We start from the raw sequence: 17461 nt of genomic DNA, 5'->3' as shown, positions 1-17461 counted from the left end.
TTCCTGAGCCGCCGCCCGACGGCGACGGCCTCCGGTCAGTGAGCCTGAGCTCCCTGGGTGCCCTGCGGCGTCGCGGGCGTGATGCCCAGCGTCGTGGCGTACAGGGACAGCACGAGCTTGCCGATCGCCGGGTAGGCGCCCAGCGGCTCGGCCGTCGCGCAGCCCGCCTCCTTCGCGGCGGCGTCCAGCAGGCCGGGGTCGACCTCCGGGCCCACCAGGTACGGCGCCAGCGCCAGCTGCGCGGAGCCGGAGCCCTGCAGCTGCTCCGCGATCGAGGCGACCGAGCCCTCCACGTCCAGCGCGGCGGCCATCACCGGCACGGCGAGCCGGGCGGCCAGCAGCATGCCGGTGATCCCGGCGGCCTGCACGGCCTCCTCGCCGCCCACGGTCGCCAGCACGATGCCGTCCGCGGCGGTGGCGACGGTGAACAGCCGGGCGCGGTCGGCGCGCGCGAGACCGGCCTCCGACAGCCGCACGTGCAGGGCCTCGGCGAGCAGCGGGTGCGGGCCGAGCACATCGGTCAGCTCGGCCTGCGTACCGCTGTCCATCACGGCCTGCCGTATCCGCCGGATCAGCGCGCTGTCCGGACCCGCGAGCAGCGGGACCACGACGGCGGACGGACCGGTGGGCTCGGCGACCTCACGGCCGGCCGCGACGGCCTGCTCGAAGCGGGCGACGCGCTCGGCGGCGTTGTGGGCGAGAACGGTGGAAAGGGTCGGATACTCGGCATCGTCGCCGTCGAGGTAGCCGATCCGGGCATTGAGGCCGGGCAGCTCGGAACGGGCGATGCTGATCACCTCCTCGGCCAGGCTGCGCGTGGCCGGGGAAGGGGTGCCGGGAACGGCGAGAACGAGCGCGGCGGCGCCCTCAGGTGCGACCACGGGCTCCGGGCGGCGGTGCCGTCCGGACTGGCGAGGTCGCGGCATTCGTACAGGCAGGCCGGAAGCGGGCCCAGTGGGGGTGCTCATGGCGCCGCATGCTACTGGTTTTACCTGCCCCTCTGTTCGGGGAGGGGCAGGTCGAGCGTTAACTATCCGCTTATGTCCGATGAGTGATGTACCACCGGAGTGTCCCTGTCTGTCGGCTCGTTATTCGGCCGATTCGCCCGCCTGTCCTTCTCCCTGTCACTCCGACCGGGGCTCGCTGTGCACCACCGTCTCCTCGCGCTGCCCGGTCTCCTGCTCCCGGGGCACGAACAGCATCGTCAGATGACGCGGCAGACGCAGGTCCCCGGCCGCCAGGGCGTGCGCGATCCGGAGTGCGCCCGTCAGCGGATCGCCCGTCGCGGTGGTCACCCGGGCCCCGGGCAGCAGCCGCGCCAGCTCCTCGCGCAGGGGTGCGATCAGCGGCTCGCCCATCCGGAACAGGCCGCCGGTCAGGGCCACTTCGCCGCTCGCGCCGCCCTCGCCGTCCGGCTCGGTCGGCACCGGGCACACGGCCGCCGCCGCCTCGGCGACATGGCTCGCGGCCTGCCGCAGAATGCCCGCGGCGACCGGATCCGCTCCGGCGCACGCCGCCACCTCCGGGGCGAACGAGGCCAGCACGGCGGGCCGGTCGGAGCGCGGGTAGAGCAGTCCCGGCAGCGTCTCCGCCGCCCCGAACACGGCCCGCAGCCGGTCCAGCAGCGCCGCGGAACCGCCCCGCCGCCCGTCATGGGCCCGCATCGCCGCGTCCAGCCCGGCCCGGCCGATCCACGCACCGCCACCACTGTCACCCAGAAGATGACCCCACCCGTCGGCCCTGTGCCACTCCTTGAGGTCCGTACCGAGGGCGATCATGCCCGTGCCGCCCGCGACGACCGCGCCGGGGCGCTGCCCCACCGCGCCCGCGTAGGCCGTCACCGCGTCGGCGGCCAGCGCCACCCGGTGTACCCCCAGCGCGTCCGCGAGCGCGCCGGGGAGCTCCGCCCGCAGCCGCTCGCCCAGCGTGGCCATCCCAGCGGCCCCGATCGCCACCGCCGCGACCTCGTGAGCCGATGCCTGGTCGGCCCGGGAGCCGCTGGGCCGGGCGTCGCTCCGCGCTTCGGCCGACGCGGCGGCCGAGGCCCGCTCCAGCAACTCCCGGGCGGCGGGGAGCAGCTGATCCAGCAGATGCCCGGCGTCGATGCCGCCCGGACCCGTCCGTACCGGCTCGGCGCAGACCGTCGTCGCGAGCGGCCCCGGCTCGCCCACCCGGCCCAGCGCCACCCGCAGCCCGGAGCCCCCGGAGTCGACACCGAGGACATACGCCCCGGGACCGGCCGGACCGCCGGACGGCACGGCGTGCGTCACGGAAGCCGCCAGTCCACCGGTGCCGCCCCCTGGCGCTCCAGCAGTTCGTTGACCCGGCTGAACGGCCGCGAGCCGAAGAAACCCCGGTCCGCGGACATGGGGGAGGGGTGCGCGGACTCGATCGCCGGGAAGTCGCCCAGCAGTGGACGCAGATTGCGGGCGTCACGCCCCCACAGGACCGACACCAGCGGGGTGCCCCGGGCCACCAGCGCCTTGATCGCCTGCTCGGTCACCTCCTCCCAGCCCTTGCCCCGGTGGGCGGCGGGCCGCCGCGGCGCGGTGGTGAGCGCCCTGTTGAGCAGCAGCACCCCCTGCCTGGTCCACGGAGTGAGATCACCGTTGGACGGCCTGGGCAGCCCCAGGTCCCCGTGCAGCTCCCGGAAGATGTTCTCCAGGCTGCCCGGCAGCGGCCGGACGTCGGGGGCCACCGCGAAGCTCAGCCCGATCGCGTGTCCCGGGGTGGGATACGGATCCTGGCCGACGACCAGCACTCTCACCTCCTCGAACGGCTGCTGGAACGCCCGCAGTACATGAGCCCCGGAGGGCAGGTACGTGCGTCCCGCGGCGATCTCCGCGCGGAGGAAGTCGCCCATAGCGGCGATGCGTTCGGCGACGGGTTCGAGGGCGTCGGCCCACCCCGGCTCGATGATCTCTTTCAACGGTCGTGCTGCCACGGCCCGCACTCTACTGCTGATACGACCACTCCGATCAACTGCCGTCGGTGCTCCGGCCGACCACCCGTCAGCCGAGCGCCACCGCCCGTACGCACAGGACGTCCGGCAGATGGGAGGCGAGTTGCTGCCAGCTGTCCCCGTCGTCCGCGCTGGCGTACAACTCGCCGTTGCGGTTGCCGAAGTAGACACCGGCGGGATCCACGTCGTCGGTGCAGAGCGCGTCCCGCAGCACCGTGCCGTAGTGCGCCCCGGCCGGCAGCCCCTCGGAGAGCGGCTCCCACGTGCGCCCCGCATCGGTCGTGCGGAACACCCGGCAGCGGTGCTCCGCCGGGACCCGGTCGGCGTCCGCGTTGATCGGGAAGACGTACGCCGTGTCACCACGGTGCGGATGCGCGACGGCGGCGAACCCGAAGTCGGAGGGCAGCCCCGCGCCGATGTCGCTCCAGTGGTCACCGGCGTCGTCGCTGCGGAACACGCCCCAGTGGTTCTGCAGATAGAGCCGGTCCGGGTCGGCCGCGTCCCGGGTGATCTTGTGGACGCACTGCCCGAACTCCGGGTCCGGGTCAGGGAGGAAGACCGCGGAGACGCCCTTGTTCGACGGCTCCCAGCTCGCTCCGCCGTCCTTCGTCCGGAACACCCCCGCCGTCGACACGGCGACCGTCACGGCCTTGGCGTCCCGGGAGTCGGTCAGGACGGTGTGCAGCCCCTCACCGCCGCCGCCCGGCACCCACCGCGAGCGGGTCGGGTGGTCCCAGAGCGGACGGACCAGCTCGAACGAGTCGCCCCGGTCCTCGGAACGGAACAGCGCGGCCGGCTCCGTGCCCGCGTAGACCACGTCCGGCGCCTCGGGGCCCGCAGGATGCAGCTGCCAGACGCGCTCCAGCGAAGCCCCGGTGGACTGGGGGAACTTCACCGCGGGCTGTCGCGGCTCGACCCAGGTCTCGCCCAGGTCGTCCGAGTGGAAGACGGACGGCCCCCAGTGCGCGCTGTCCCCGCCGACCAGGATTCTCGGGGTGTCCCCCCTGGTGTCCACGGCCACCGAGTAGATCGCCTGCGCGTTGAAGTGCGGGCCCGTGAGCTCCCAGGTCCCTCCGCGCCTTCGGCCGATGAAGAGGCCCTTGCGGGTGCCTGCGGTGAGCAATACATCGGTCATGGTTGTGGACCTCCCGATACGCCGTTGTGCCGGAACAGTGCCAGTCTGCACCCGGCCACTGACGGTGGCTCGCGCACACGCCAGCCGCCCGTGGTCCTGCCCGGGGTGCGCCGCCCGTGGCGCTGTCCGCCCGCGCGGTTCCCTTGACCGGGGTCCGGCGGCGGCCCTAGCGTCCGAGAGCCGTAGAAAGCGCTTGCGGTCCGGTCGGGAGGCCGTGCCGCCGAGACCCAGGAGCCCCCGTGGTGACCTTCGAAGGACTGCCCGGCGCCGTCGCCGTCTCGCACCTGACCGTCTACGACTGGCCCGCCGCCGACGGACTGCGCGGGGGCACCCCGCATCTCCATCTGACCTGCTCGGAGGGGTACGTCGTGGTCGGCGGCAGCGGCTCCGTGCAGACCCTCACGACCGCCGGATACCGGGAGACACCGCTGACGCCCGGAGCGCTGGTCTGGTTCACCCCGGGCACCATCCACCGCCTGGTCAACGAGGACGGGCTGCGTCTCATCGTGCTCATGCAGAACAGCGGGCTGCCGGAGGCGGGCGACGCCGTGCTCACGCTGCCGCCCCGCAGGCTGACGGACCCGGACGACTACCGCGCGGCGGTGGCGCTCCCGGTGGACGCCGAGGTGGCCGTGCAGGAGAAGGCGGCGCGGGCCCGGCGTGACCTGGCCGTCGAGGGGTTCCTCGCCCTGCGGGAAGCCGTGGAGGACGGCGATCCGGAGCCGCTGGCCGCGTTCCACCGGGCCGCCGCCGTCCTCGTCCGCCCCCGTACGGGGGAGTGGCGCACCCGCTGGGAGAAGGGGGCCGCCACGGCCGCCGCCGCGACCGCCGACCAGCTCGACGCCCTGGACCGGGGCGAGGCCGGCCACCTCGCCGGCGCCCGCGTCCACGCCGAACGCCCCTCGGCGTACGGCAGGTTCGGCATGTGCGGCCGCCTGGACGTCTACCGCACCTGAGCCCGGCCGGCCGCCGGGAGCCGGCCGAGCCCTGACCGCCCCGTCGAGCCGCCCCGGCCGCCACCGGGCCCGCCCGTACGCCCGGCGGCCGGGTGCTGACATCCTGGTGGCGGCCGGACGGCGGCCCGGACAAGCCTCCGGGACGGCCCGGTGGCGGTCAGGAACAGTCAGGGCCGGACAGCGGCCAGGCGCACCGAGGAGACGACGATGAGCAGCGGGACCGGGATCACGGACGCCGACGGCCGCCCGGTGCCCATCACGGTCACGGTGGACGGGCACGTGCCGGCCACGGCCACCGCGGGCGGCCCCGCCCCCGACGACGGCTCCGCCCCGACCGCCCCTGACGGCGATCCGGCCCCCGCTCCCCGTATCGGCATCCGCCTCACGCCCCCGGCGGGCGCACTCGTCTGGTCCTGCACCCCCGAGGCGGCCCGCGAGCTGGCCGCCGCACTCCTCCGGGCGGCCGAGGAGGCCGAGAACGCGCCCGCGCGGCGCCCCGTCACGGTCGGGGCGGGCGAACTCCGGCGCGGCGACGTGCGCGACGGCGACCGGGCCATGACCGTGGAGAGCGCCCGGACCGACGGCTCCACGGTCCACGTCACCTGGAAGTCCGGGGCCGGCCGCAGCTGGACGCAGGCCTACGCCGCCGATACCGCCATCACCCTCAAGCGGCGACTTCCCGAAGGCCGTTGACGGCCTGGCACTCCCGCGCCGGGCGGCACGGCAGCGCGTGGCCGCGGGGCGCCGGCCGCGTCGGTAGGGTGGCCCTTGATGTTTACCGAACAGGGCCCCACCGTGCGTGAACTGGCCGTTCAGGCGCTCTCCTCGATCGAGCGCGGCTACGACCTCCTCGCCCCGAAGTTCGACCACACGCCCTACCGCACCCCGGACCGCGTGCTCGACGCCGTCACCGACGAGGTGCGCCGACTCGGCCCCTTCGACACCGGACTCGACGTCTGCTGCGGCACCGGCGCGGGGGTCGGCGTACTCCGGCGGCTGTGCCGCGAGCGGGTGGTCGGGGTCGACTTCAGCGCGGGGATGCTCGCCGAGGCCCGGGCGGCCTTCCCGCCCGAGGGCGGGGCACCGGCGGGGCAGCATCCGGCAGCAGAGGCACCGGCAGGGGAACGACCGGCAGCAGAAGGCCAGGCAGCAGAGGGCCCCGCACTGGACTGGGTACGGGCCGACGCCCGCTCCCTGCCCTTCGCGCCCGCCTTCGATCTCGCCCTGAGCTTCGGGGCGTTCGGCCATTTCCTGCCCTCCGAACGCTTCGGCCTCTTCGCCGAGGTGCACGGATCGCTCCGCCCGGGCGGACAGTTCGTCTTCCCGATCGGCGCACCGCCCCCGGTGGGATCCCGCGCCTACTGGACGCTGCTCGGCTTCGACGCGGCGATGCGCGTGCGCAACGCCCTGTGGCGCCCGCAGTTCATCATGTACTACCGCACGTTCCGGCTCGGCGATGTGCTGGAGGACCTGACGCGGGCCGGATTCGCCGTGCGGCTCACGCCGCTCACCGAACTGGGCCGCCGCCCCGACGGCAGCCCCCGCGCCCGGCTGGTGGTGGCGACCCGGGAGTGACCGCGCGGGGGCCGGTCAGCCGTTCTCGTCCCGGGCCGCCGCCAGCAGCCCCGCCCAGTCGGGGATCTTCACCGGGCCGCGCCCCAGCGACCGGCCCAGCTCCGCCTCCGCGCGCTCGATCGACAGCCAGCCAGCCCACTCCACCGGCCGCAGTCCCCAATCCCGCAGCTCGGCCAGCGGGTCCTCCGCCGCCGTACGCCGCGTCAGCGCGGCCGCGTCCGCCAGCAGCGAGGCCACCGTCTCCTTGGCGCAGGAGCGGTTCGAGCCGATCACCCCGGTCGGCCCCCGCTTGATCCACCCCGCCACGTACTCACCCGGCGACGGCACCCCGCCCCGCAGCACCCGCCCCGCCGCGTGCGGCACGGTTCCGCGTACCGGGTCGAACGGCAGCCCCGGCAGCTCCACCCCGCGATAGCCGACCGCCCGCAGGACGAGCTGCGCCTCGACGTCCTCGTAACGACCGGTGTCCCGGACGCCCCCCGCCCCGTCCGGGGCCGTCCGGGCGAACCGGACCCCGGCCACCCGCCCGCCGCGCTCCAGCAGCTCCACCGGCCGCAGGAAGAACCGCAGCCGGATGCGGCGTACGGCATCGGCCGAGCCCGGCGCCCCGCCCTGCATGTCCCCGGCGGCCTCCACCCCGCCGCCGACCGACCAGCCGCGCAGCACCTCCAGGTTCCGCCGCACCACGGCGGGCAGCGGCAGGGCTCCAGGCAGGCCGTCCGGAGCGGCGAACGCCGGGTCGAGCGCCAGCTCGGTCGGGTCGACGACGACCCGCGCCCCGGGCAGCGCCCCCAGCTCCCGCAGCTCCTTGGTGGTGAACCGGGCCTGGGAGGGGCCCCGGCGGCCCACGATGTGCACCTCGCGCACCCGGCTCTTCTCCAGCGCGCGCAGCGCGGCGCGGGGCACGTCGGTGCGGCGCAGTTCGCCGGCACCGCGCGCCAGGATCCGGGCCACGTCGACCGCCACGTTGCCCACGCCGATCACGACGGCCGAGCGGGCGGCCAGGGCGTCCCGGGCGAACGGGTCGGTGCCGATGTCCGGGTGGGCGCTGTACCAGGAGACGAAGCGGGTGGCCGAATAGCTGCCGGGCAGGCCCTCGCCCGGAACCGCCAGCGCCCGGTCCGCCGACGCCCCGACGCAGTAGACGACGGCGTGGTACAGCTCCGCGAGCCGGGCGGGGGAGACCCCGTCCGCCCCGCCGACGCCGACGTTGCCCACGAAGGTGACCCGTTCGTCCTCCAGCACCGCCCGCAGGCTGTTCTGCAGCGACTTGATCTTCTCGTGGTCGGGGGCCACCCCGTACCGCACGAGTCCGTAGGGGGTGGGCAGCCGGTCCAGGACATGCACGCGCACATCGGGCACCAGGGACTGCTGGAGGAGGGCCTGGGCGGTGTAGACCCCGCTGGGACCGGAACCGACGACGGCGACGGAGAGCACGGCGCACCTCTTTCCCGGAGGTTCCCTCCAGGATGGCACCGCCGGGCCGATCCGCACCGCCGGGCGCAGGGAGCAGTGCAGTCGAGTGGCCCTCGCTTGCGGGCGGACCGGCCGCGCGGCTCGGCCCCGGGTCTCAGTCCATCATTCCGCGCATCCGGTTGATCTCCACGGTCTGCTGGGCGACCACATCGCTCGCCATCTCCTCGACGAAGATGTCGTTCCCCTCGGTGAGCGCCTCCGTGGCCATGGTGATCGCCCCCTGGTGGTGGGTGATCATCAGCTCCAGGAAGAGCTTGTCGAACGCCTTGCCCTCGGTGCCGCGCAACTTCTCCAGCTGGGCCTCGGTCGCCATGCCGGGCATGCCGGAGTGGTCGTGGTGCTGCTTGCGCTTGTCGCCGCCGTTCCTCTTGAGCCACCCCTCCATCGCGCCGATCTCCGGCTTCTGGCCCGCCGCTATGCGTTCCGCGAGCCGCTTGACGGTGCTCTGGGAGGCCCTTTTCGGGGCGAGTTCGGTCATCACGAGCGCCTGTGCGTGATGTTCGATCATCATCTGCGCATAGCGGAAGTCCGCGGAGTTGGCGGTGTCCTGGCCGGTCTCCTCGGCGGCCTCCTCGGCGGAGAGCGTCCGGGCGGGCTCGCCCGGTCTGCCGGGCGCGACCACGCCGGGACCCGTGTCCTTGGCCTTGTCCGACGTTCCGTCACCGCTGTCCGCGTCACAGGCTCCCAGGACGAGCGCGGCGGCAATCGCCGCCGCCGCGAGAGCGGTTGAGCGCAGAGCTGCGGTCCGGCGATGGATCAACACGGTGACCTCCTGTGCCACAGGGTTTGTTGCAGACCGTCCTAACACGCTTCCACCGGCGGAAGATCAAAAACTTCTATTACGTCTGCGTTGCCATCTGTTGATGTGTACATGTGAGGGACGATACTGCCGGGGGTTCCATAACCGTTCGACCCCGAACGGATCCTAGGGAGGACGCAGTGACCTCGTTGCACACCACCCGCGTGCGGCGCAGACGTCTGGGCGCGGTGGCAGCCGCGGCCGGACTCCTCGCCACGCTGCTGACGGCCACCACAGCGGCCGCGACCCCCGACCCGGGCGATGCTCCGGCCGAGCGCGGTTCCGTCTCCAAGAGCGACCAGGCCGAGGCCAGGGCCGCGATATCCGGGGGTGACATACCCGGCGTGGACGAGATCGTCCACAGCTCCAACATCAAGCACCTGACGAACGTGCCGAAGGGCGCCCTCCAGGGCACCAACACGGACCTCGCGTTCCAGGGGAAGTACGCGTACGTCGGGAACTACGACGGCTTCGTCATCTACGACATCAGCAAGCCGAAGAAGCCCAAGACGGTCGCCCAGGTCCTCTGCCCCGGCTCCCAGAACGACATCTCGGTCTCCGGGAACCTGCTCTTCCTGTCGACGGACTCCTCCCGCAGCGACGACTCCTGCTCCAGCACCTCCCAGCCCGCCACGGAGAAGTCCTCCTGGGAGGGCATGAAGATCTTCGACATCAGCAACAAGCGGCAGCCCAAGTACATCGCCGCCGTGGAGACCGCCTGCGGTTCCCACACGCACACGCTGGTGCCGGACGGCAAGAAGAACGTGTACGTGTACGTCTCCTCGTACTCGCCCAACGAGACGTTCCCGGACTGCAAGCCGCCGCACGACGGGATCTCCATCATCAAGGTGCCGCTCAAGGCGCCCCAGAAGGCCCGGGTCATCGACTTCCCGGTGCTCTTCCCGGACGGCGGTAACCCGGGAGCGCCCGAGAACCCCGGCGTCTCCAAGACGACCGGCTGCCACGACATCACGGTGCTGCCGTCGAAGGACCTGGCGGCCGGGGCCTGCATGGGTGACGGTCTGCTGTTCTCCATCGAGGACCCGGAGCACCCGAAGATCATCGACCGCGTCCAGGACAACGTGAACTTCGCGTTCTGGCACTCGGCGACCTTCAACCAGGGTGCGAACAAGGTCGTCTTCACCGACGAGCTCGGCGGCGGCGGCGCGGCCACCTGCAACGAGCAGATCGGTCCGAAGCGCGGCGCCGACGGCATCTACGACATCGTCGGCAAGGGCGACAAGCGCAAGCTGGTCTTCCGCAGCTACTTCAAGATCGACCGTCACCAGGCCGACGCCGAGGTCTGCGTCGCCCACAACGGCTCGATCATCCCGGTGAAGGGCCGCGACCTGATGGTCCAGGCCTGGTACCAGGGGGGCATCTCCGTCTGGGACTTCACCAACTCGGCCAAGCCCAAGGAGATCGCCTTCTTCGAGCGCGGCCCGGTCACCCTCGACCAGGTCACCACGGCCGGCCCCTGGTCGGCGTACTACTACAACGGTCACATCTACTCCAGCGACATCGCCAAGGGCTTCGACGTGCTGAAGCTGGACGACCGGCGTACCGACCCGGCGAAGCGGGTCACGATGGACGAGCTCAACGTGCAGACGCAGCCGGACTACTTCGACCGCTGATCCGTCAGCGCGTCGCGCAGCAGGTTCGTCAGATTCCGGGGCCGGTGCCTCCCGGGCGGTCACCCGTCCGCGAGACACCGGCCCCGGTGCGTACGGAGCGGAAATTCATTGACCGATGAGCGGGGTGGGGACATGCTGGATCCCTGCGCCGGCGGACCCCGCAACTCCGGTCTCCGGCGCGGTCCACGGCCGTGTCCCACGGGGCACGCCGGGGGTGTGCCCGGATCCGGCGACGCGGGGGATCGCCGGATCGGGCGCGATCTTCCACAAGCTCCTGGTCACGGGCCGACGGCGGCCGTGGCGGTCAGACGGCGGTGCGAACGCTCCCGCCGGCGGCGGCGGCCCACTCCACCAGCAGCCGCTGGTATGCGGCCTCGTCCTGCGGCGTCAGGGACCCGCCCGAACGCTGCCACAGGTCGCGGATCTCCGCGTTGACCTCGGCTGCGGAACGGGTGGACACGGACGACGGCATAGGGGACATGCCCACCAGGCTACGACCACGGGCGGCTTCCATTACCCCTTCCGCGGCGGGATATGCCTCACACCTCGGCCCGATCTCTCGTGATCTCCTCGGGTCCCTCCGGTGGGCCCCGCCCCTGCCCGCAGTGGGCCTCAGCCCGGGACCAGCCCCAGGGAACGCAGGCCGTCGGGCCGCTCCGGCACGGGCAGGTGGTCCACGAACCTGACCTCGCAGCCCAGGGCGGCCGCACCCCCGTCCGCGATCCGATTGTCACCGACCATGACCACATCGGCCGGATCCCGGCCGACCATCGTGCAGGCGATGCGGAACAGCTCCGCTGCGGGTTTCTGGAGCCCGTGCTCGAAGGACAGCACATAGGCGTCGACCAGGTCGTCGAGCCCGTGCGCCCGGAAGACCGGACGCAGGTCCCAGCCGATGTTGCTGACCACACCGACCGCGATCCCCGCCCTTCGCAGCCCTTCCAGAACCTCCACCGCGTCCGGATTGGCCTGCCAGGCGTCCGGCCGCATATGGCGGGCGTACAGCGCGTCGTAGAGCCCCGGATCGGGCAGCGCGACGGTCCGGGCCAGCCCGGTGTACGCCTCGCGGTGCAGCGCGGGGGTCAGGTCCCGGCGTCCCATCGCGTCGGCCAGCCGCTCCGGGACCCGGAGGGGAGGCGGACCGCCCGGGAGAGCGCCGGCCTCCGTGAGCCCGGTCACGTACGGCTCGAAATCCTCCGGTGGTACGTCGACGCCCTCCTCGCGCAGCACGGCGGCGAGCCAGTCCCGGACCGGTTCGATCCGGAACAGCGTTCCGGAGAAGTCGAACAGCACGCCTTTGATCACCATCGGTTCGATCCCTCCCGGGGCGCCGTGTACCGGGCGTAACCGGCGGCGCTCAACGCCACCACGGCCACCCCCAGCAGCGCACCGCCCACGACATCGGTCAGCCAGTGCACCCCCAGATATACCCGGGTCGCCGCGACGCCGACCGCCGAGACCACCGCCACGGCCAGTGCCGTACCCCACAGCCCGGGGCCGGCGCCATACAGCCGCAGCAGCCACAGGAGCAGCCCGCAGGTCACGACGGCCGTCATCGCGTGCCCGGAGGGAAAGGCGGCGAAGTTCGCGGAATCCACCGGATCGGTCCACTGCGGGCGCTCCCGGTCCACCGCGGCCTTCAGCCCCTGCTGGAGGAGCGTGGCGAGCAGACTCGTCGCGGCCGTCCACAGGGCGGGCAGGCGCGCACCGCGCCACCACAGGGCGACCACCGCCACCGCGATCAGGGCGCGCATGGTCCAGGGATCCCACACCCAGTCCGTCAGCACCCGGTTCACGTGGACCAGACCGGGGTCGGCGACCGCGTGCCGGTGCAGGGCATCGGCGACCGACCGGTCCAGGGACATCAGCGGCGACCAGCGCACCGCCACCAGCACGAGCAGCACCAGAGCGGCCGCGCCGACGACGGCTCCGGTCCACAGGGCGGGCGCGGCGCGGGGGGAACGTTCCGGTGAACGGTAGCGGAAGTGGGGGGAGGGGGAGGACATGGGGGTGATCCTCGCGGAGGACCCCGGCCGAAGGCCAACCCGGGTACGGAACCGGGTCGATCCAGGTCCGGATCCCCGGCCGCCCCGGGGCTATCCGAGGGCGCGGAGCCCCGGGACGAAGGCCACGACCACCGGGACGACCGGCACCAGCGCGGCGGCGGCCGTCAGCCGGAGCCTGCGGCCCGCCGTGAGCCGTTCGACCGGGGCCAGCAACCGGTTGACCCGGAGGGGCACTTCGGCCTGCGGAGTGGGGCAGGGGCCGAACACCCCGCGGTCCTCGTTGAGTCCGACCAGGGCGAGCGCGGTCGTCAGCCTGCCGAAACGGCGCGACGCCACGTCGTCGGCGGCCAACTCGACCAGCCGGTGCATCTCGTCGCGGAACGCGGCGAACACCGGGATCTGCGGGAAGCCGATCGCCAGCGCCGACGAACAGTGCAGCAACCAGTCGTGCCGGGCCTGGGCGTGCCCCTGCTCATGGGCGAGCACCGCATCGAGCTGACGGCCCTTCAGTCGGCCCAATGCGGCCGTGGTGATGACGAGTTGGGGTGCGGTGCCGGGCAGCCACCAGGCGTCCGGGCGTTCGCCTTCCAGCACCACGAGACGGTCGCCCCCGGGCTCCTCGCCCGGCATCAGCGGGGCGCGCACCAGCAGTTCCGCCCGGCGCTGCTTGCGGCGACGCCGCGCCCGCCGGATCTCGCGCAGGAGCATCGTGCCGGACCACAGCCCGCCGAGTGCCAGCAGCACCGCGATGACCGCCGACCACGGTCCGTACGCCGCCAGGGCGTACGCCTCGACGACGGCGTGCGGAGCGGGGGCGAAGACATGGCCGCGCACCGCCTGCCAGGCGGCGGCCGCGCTCAGCGTCATGGACAGGGCGAACGACAGGAGGACAGCGGCCACCACGCACTGCCAGACCCACAGGGCCACGACCGGCTCGCGCTCCGGCCACCGGGCCCGCGCCATCACACGCGGGGTCACCAGGGCGGTCAGTGCACCGAGCAGCAGCAGCGCGAGGGAGACCAGCATGGCTTCAGCTTATGAGGGGCGGGTCGGCCGGGGGTACGGCCGCGACGGCCAAGTGACGCAGGCCACTGTTTGACGGGGGTTCTGTCCCACTTCCCGTCTCACAGGGTGAGAAGCATGGCGAACATGCCGATGCCCATCGTCAGTCGGCAGGCCGTCGTGAGCTCGGGCCGCCCGTCCGTCCCGCCGCCGAAACCGCCCGGCCCCCGGCCGACGGTGCCCGCCCCGCCGGCCGGAGTCACGGCAGCTGCTGGCAGTAGCCGGCCGGCCGAGCCCAGCACATAGAACGCGTAGTAGACGAGCAGTACCCCGGTCAGCACGGGTATGCCCCCGGCTCCCGCCGACGCCACCCCGTGCCCGGCGTGACCGCCTCCGCTGCTCCCCGATACCGCCGGGGCCATCGCCACGGCCATGTAGACCATGGCCAGCGAGCCGACGAGGTGGTGCAGATGGTGGCCGCCGCGCAGAGCGGGCCGCAGCGCCCGCAGCGCGGCCGTGCCGAACAGCACGGCGTACACCGCCCAGGCCCAGTCCGGCGGCGACAGCACCGCCGCCGGAACGGCCATCGCCGCCATCCCGAAACCCATGAGCGCCTCCGAGCGCGCCGTGCGGCGTTCCCGAGGTGTCCCGGTGCGGGTGCGCAGAAGGCAGTAGGCGCCGCTCACCGCGCACAACGCCATCAGCAGCCAGCCGGTCGAAGCCCCTCCGTGCACGGCGCGCCTCCCCCAGGTCGGACGTACGGCACTGTTGCGGGTCGCCCCATCGCTGCCCACGCCGACGCCGCCGAACCCGGCGCGCAGGGGAGTGAAGGGAGCGCGCCGGGGCCCGCCGGGGGCGCTCCGGGTCGCGTTACTCTCGACCGGACGCGCAGCAGCGACCGTACGCACGGCAGTACGCAGACACGTACGGCAGCGGAGAAGCCCGTACGGCAGCAGAGAAACGGAGAGCCCCACCCATGGACACCGCCACGCCCGACTCGGCCCGGCTGACCTTCCGTGACGCGACCGAGGCCGACGTCCCGGCGCTGGTGGCCCTGATCGAGTCCGCCTACCGCGGTGACTCCAGCCGTTCCGGCTGGACCACCGAGGCCGACATCCTCCAGGGGCAGCGGACCGACGAACAGGGCGTGCGCGACGTCATCGACGCTCCGGCGAGCAGGCTCCTCGCGGTGGAGCGCGGCGGCGAACTCGTCGCCTGCTGCCAGCTCGAACACCGGGGCGAAGCGGCCTACTTCGGCATGTTCGCGGTACGGCCCGGACTCCAGGGCGGCGGACTCGGCAAGCTGATCATCGCCGAGGCGGAGCGCGCGGCGAAGGAGAGCTGGGGCGTCGGCGAGATGCACATGACGGTCATCTCGGTGCGCGACGACCTGATCGCCTGGTACGAGCGCCGCGGCTACCGCCGTACGGGGGCGCTCACCCCGTTCCCGTACGGCGACGAGCGCTTCGGCATCCCGCTCCGCGACGACCTGGCCTTCGAACTGCTCGTCAAGAAGATCTGACGGCTGCCGCGTCCTTACGCGGTGAAGCGACCGGTGCGGCGGATCTCGGGGAAGTCGGTCGTCGCGCCGTCCAGGTTCAGGGCCCGGGCCAGGCGCAGGTGGTCCTGGGTGTTCACCACCCAGCCGATCACCTTCAGGCTCTCGGCGTGCGCCTGCTCCACCACCTCCAGGGTGAGGCGGCGGATGTTCAGCGCGAGCGTCGCCGCGCCCGCCGCCTTCGCCCGGTCCACCACGTCCGCGCCCCAGCGGCTGGCGATGAGGACCGTCCGGACGCCGGGCACCAGCCGGGCGATCTCGGTGACGGCCTCGTCGTGGAACGAGGACACCTCCACCCGCCCGGCGAGATCGCGCTCCAGCATCACGTCCGCCAGCGCGCGGGCCGCCGCCACATCCTTGATCTCCGCCTGGAGCGGGGAGGAGACGGCCTCCAGCACCTCTTCGAAGACGGGGATCCGCTCGCCCCGGCCGGCGTCGAGCTCACGCAGCTCCGCCAGGGTCTTGGCCGCGATCGGCCCGGTGCCGTCCGTCGTGCGGTCCACGTCCGCGTCGTGCATCACGGCGAGCGCGCCGTCCTTGCTGAGGTGGAGATCCAGCTCGATGGCGTCCATGCCGGACGCCTCGGCGCGGACGAAGGAGCGCAGGGTGTTCTCGGGCTCGACGCCCATCACTCCGCGATGACCCAGGGTGAGAAATGACAAGGCGACCTCGTTTCCGTCGACGGCTTCCCGTCGACTGCTCCTGCCCGCGCTGAGGTACGGCAATACGGCACTGGGGAGGGTAACGGCCCGGGCGCGGGATGTCCCACGCCGTACGGGCCCGGTCGCCCGGATCCGAGCGGTGCTGCGGGAACTGCGCCCCTACCCGGCATCTCGCAGGAAAAACAGCGGTGACCATAGGGGGTACGCAGGATAATTTTCAGGTCTGCACTTGTCGGAAGGATCCCTGCCCGGCTACGGTGATGTCACGCGAGGTTCTCCCGTGGAGGAAGTGTTATGACGGAAATTCTTGTGCACGACGCCACCGACGGCGCGATAGCTACGGCCCAGCGGGTCGTCGAGCACCCGGCCTGGCCCGTGCTCAGGGATGCCGTCGAGGAGATCCGCCCCTGGCAGTCCAAGGACGGATCCATCGACTTCGAGGCCGACGGCGCCCCGTCCCCGGCCGACGTCGAGCGCGTCCTCGACCGGGTGATCGGTGCGGTCGAGGAGCTGTCCCCGCTCCTCCCGCACGACGCCGCCTACCACCGCGCGCTCGTCGCCGACCTGCGCCGCTGGGCCGCCGACGGCTTCCGCGTCCCCGACTTCCTGGACTCGCTGCTCGCCTTCCAGCCCGCGAAGATGCGGGCCGACGGCCTCCAGCACCTCGTCGTCTTCGCGATGTACACGCAGAACGGCAACCCCGACCGCAACCTCGAAGCGGTCGTCCTCAAGATGGTATGGCCCGAGTGGCTCGCCGACCTGGAGGCGAACCGCTACGACAACCCGCTCTTCTGCGGCATCACCTTCGAGGACTTCACCTCCGGCTACGACACCAACTCCGCGGTGCTCTTCCCGGAAACCATCGCCGTGCGCGAGGCCCCCGAGCGGTTCAGCTGGGGCGGCATCTTCTGCGACCGCGAGGCCGCCCGCTTCCGGCGCGTCACCGAGGCCTCCGTCGAGCTGCTGGGCCTGGAGCTGCCCGAGGACATCCGCGAGATGATCGGCGACCAGCAGCGCTGCGAGCAGGCGTTCGTCCTGTGGGACATGGTCCACGACCGCACCCACAGCCACGGCGACCTGCCGTTCGACCCGTTCATGATCAAGCAGCGGCAGCCGTTCTGGATGTACGGCCTGGAGGAGCTGCGCTGCGACCTCACCGCCTTCAAGGAGGCCGTGAAGCTGGAGTCCGAGGGCAACGCCCACGGCCGCGACGTGCAGTACGCCGTCCTCTTCGACCGGATGTTCCGCTTCCCCGTCTCCGGTGAGCGCGTCCGCAACTACGACGGCCTGGGCGGTCAGCTCCTCTTCGCCTACCTCCACAAGCACGACGTCGTCCGCTGGACCGACAACACCCTGAAGATCGACTGGGACCGTGCCCCGCAGGTCACCAACCAGCTCTGCGGCGAGATCGAGCAGCTCTACCGCGACGGCATCGACCGCCCCAAGCTGGTCCACTGGTTCGCCGCGTACGACCTCGTCTCCACCTACCTCGCCCCGCACCCGGGATCGCGCTGGGCCAAGGGCCCCGACGCCCTCGACCTCACACTTCCTCCTCGCAAGCTCGTCGACGACGTGCTTCCGGACGAGTTTCCCCTGAGCATGTTCTATGAGGCGCTCGCCAAGAAGCTGAAGCACGTGATTGCCTCCACCAAGGGAATCACCGCGGCGAACGACGAGCGGGCAGCCGCGTGAACCA

General features: G+C 72.6%; 18 protein-coding genes. 6 read left to right on the top strand and 12 right to left on the bottom strand.

Annotated features, from left to right (window positions below):
* Positions 1-35: 35 nt before the first annotated feature.
* From WQO_RS02580 to WQO_RS02565, 4 genes are all read right to left on the bottom strand, one after another.
* Positions 36-968, bottom strand: a complete 933-nt coding sequence (locus WQO_RS02580; RefSeq protein WP_029182509.1) for a sirohydrochlorin chelatase — start codon at positions 966-968, stop codon at positions 36-38.
* Between the two features lie 156 nt (positions 969-1124).
* Positions 1125-2270 carry an N-acetylglucosamine kinase gene (locus WQO_RS02575; RefSeq protein ID WP_237274091.1) on the bottom strand — a complete coding sequence of 382 codons (1146 nt, stop codon included), beginning with the start codon at positions 2268-2270 and terminating at the stop codon, positions 1125-1127.
* Positions 2267-2944 carry a uracil-DNA glycosylase gene (locus WQO_RS02570; RefSeq protein ID WP_010062723.1) on the bottom strand — a complete coding sequence of 226 codons (678 nt, stop codon included), beginning with the start codon at positions 2942-2944 and terminating at the stop codon, positions 2267-2269. Before WQO_RS02570 ends, WQO_RS02575 begins: the two co-directional genes overlap by 4 nt.
* Before the next feature lie 67 nt (positions 2945-3011).
* Positions 3012-4097: a WD40/YVTN/BNR-like repeat-containing protein gene (locus WQO_RS02565; RefSeq protein ID WP_010062724.1), complete on the bottom strand. Its 1086-nt coding sequence runs from the start codon at positions 4095-4097 to the stop codon at positions 3012-3014.
* A 239-nt stretch (positions 4098-4336) separates the two neighbouring features.
* Between WQO_RS02565 and WQO_RS02560 the strand changes: the two genes are divergently transcribed.
* From WQO_RS02560 to WQO_RS02550, 3 genes are all read left to right on the top strand, one after another.
* A complete protein-coding gene (locus WQO_RS02560) occupies positions 4337-5053 on the top strand; it encodes a cupin domain-containing protein (protein ID WP_010062725.1) in 717 nt (238 codons plus the stop codon).
* Between the two features lie 207 nt (positions 5054-5260).
* Positions 5261-5746, top strand: a complete 486-nt coding sequence (locus WQO_RS02555; RefSeq protein WP_010062726.1) for a hypothetical protein — start codon at positions 5261-5263, stop codon at positions 5744-5746.
* 78 nt (positions 5747-5824) lie between these two features.
* Positions 5825-6628: a class I SAM-dependent methyltransferase gene (locus WQO_RS02550; protein ID WP_010062728.1), complete on the top strand. Its 804-nt coding sequence runs from the start codon at positions 5825-5827 to the stop codon at positions 6626-6628.
* Positions 6629-6643: 15 nt separating this feature from the next.
* On the opposite strand, the gene WQO_RS02545 is transcribed toward WQO_RS02550, so the two are convergent.
* A complete protein-coding gene (locus WQO_RS02545; protein ID WP_010062729.1) occupies positions 6644-8065 on the bottom strand; it encodes an FAD-dependent oxidoreductase in 1422 nt (473 codons plus the stop codon).
* A 133-nt stretch (positions 8066-8198) separates the two neighbouring features.
* Complete coding sequence (locus WQO_RS02540; protein WP_010062730.1) at positions 8199-8885, bottom strand: DUF305 domain-containing protein; 687 nt, start codon at positions 8883-8885, stop codon at positions 8199-8201.
* Between the two features lie 158 nt (positions 8886-9043).
* Between WQO_RS02540 and WQO_RS02535 the strand changes: the two genes are divergently transcribed.
* Positions 9044-10537 (top strand): LVIVD repeat-containing protein, encoded by a 1494-nt coding sequence (locus WQO_RS02535; protein ID WP_010062731.1) that lies wholly within the window; start codon positions 9044-9046, stop codon positions 10535-10537.
* Between the two features lie 304 nt (positions 10538-10841).
* Here the strand turns inward: WQO_RS02535 and WQO_RS36220 are convergent, their stop codons facing one another.
* From WQO_RS36220 to WQO_RS02515, 5 genes are all read right to left on the bottom strand, one after another.
* Complete coding sequence (locus WQO_RS36220) at positions 10842-10997, bottom strand: hypothetical protein (protein ID WP_162493204.1); 156 nt, start codon at positions 10995-10997, stop codon at positions 10842-10844.
* A 152-nt stretch (positions 10998-11149) separates the two neighbouring features.
* Positions 11150-11845, bottom strand: a complete 696-nt coding sequence (locus tag WQO_RS02530) for an HAD family hydrolase (RefSeq protein WP_010062734.1) — start codon at positions 11843-11845, stop codon at positions 11150-11152.
* The gene (locus WQO_RS02525; RefSeq protein WP_010062736.1) at positions 11839-12543 is read right to left on the bottom strand and encodes a phosphatase PAP2 family protein; all 705 of its coding nucleotides are present in this window, start codon (positions 12541-12543) and stop codon (positions 11839-11841) included. Before WQO_RS02525 ends, WQO_RS02530 begins: the two co-directional genes overlap by 7 nt.
* A gap of 90 nt (positions 12544-12633) precedes the next feature.
* The gene (locus WQO_RS02520; protein WP_010062738.1) at positions 12634-13569 is read right to left on the bottom strand and encodes a M56 family metallopeptidase; all 936 of its coding nucleotides are present in this window, start codon (positions 13567-13569) and stop codon (positions 12634-12636) included.
* Positions 13570-13667: 98 nt separating this feature from the next.
* Positions 13668-14279 (bottom strand): DUF5134 domain-containing protein, encoded by a 612-nt coding sequence (locus WQO_RS02515; protein WP_010062739.1) that lies wholly within the window; start codon positions 14277-14279, stop codon positions 13668-13670.
* Positions 14280-14521: 242 nt separating this feature from the next.
* Between WQO_RS02515 and WQO_RS02510 the strand changes: the two genes are divergently transcribed.
* Complete coding sequence (locus WQO_RS02510; protein WP_058953852.1) at positions 14522-15067, top strand: GNAT family N-acetyltransferase; 546 nt, start codon at positions 14522-14524, stop codon at positions 15065-15067.
* A gap of 14 nt (positions 15068-15081) precedes the next feature.
* Here the strand turns inward: WQO_RS02510 and WQO_RS02505 are convergent, their stop codons facing one another.
* The gene (locus WQO_RS02505; RefSeq protein WP_010062741.1) at positions 15082-15765 is read right to left on the bottom strand and encodes a glycerophosphodiester phosphodiesterase; all 684 of its coding nucleotides are present in this window, start codon (positions 15763-15765) and stop codon (positions 15082-15084) included.
* A gap of 294 nt (positions 15766-16059) precedes the next feature.
* Between WQO_RS02505 and WQO_RS02500 the strand changes: the two genes are divergently transcribed.
* Entirely contained in the window at positions 16060-17457 is a 1398-nt protein-coding gene (locus WQO_RS02500; protein ID WP_029182510.1) for a DUF6421 family protein, read from the top strand.
* Positions 17458-17461: the final 4 nt, after the last annotated feature.

Source organism: Streptomyces globisporus C-1027 (genome assembly GCF_000261345.2).
Taxonomy (GTDB): Bacteria; Actinomycetota; Actinomycetes; order Streptomycetales; family Streptomycetaceae; genus Streptomyces; species Streptomyces pakalii.
The sequence above is the reverse complement of the archived record's forward strand: the minus strand, read 5'-3'. Positions and strand labels throughout refer to the sequence as shown.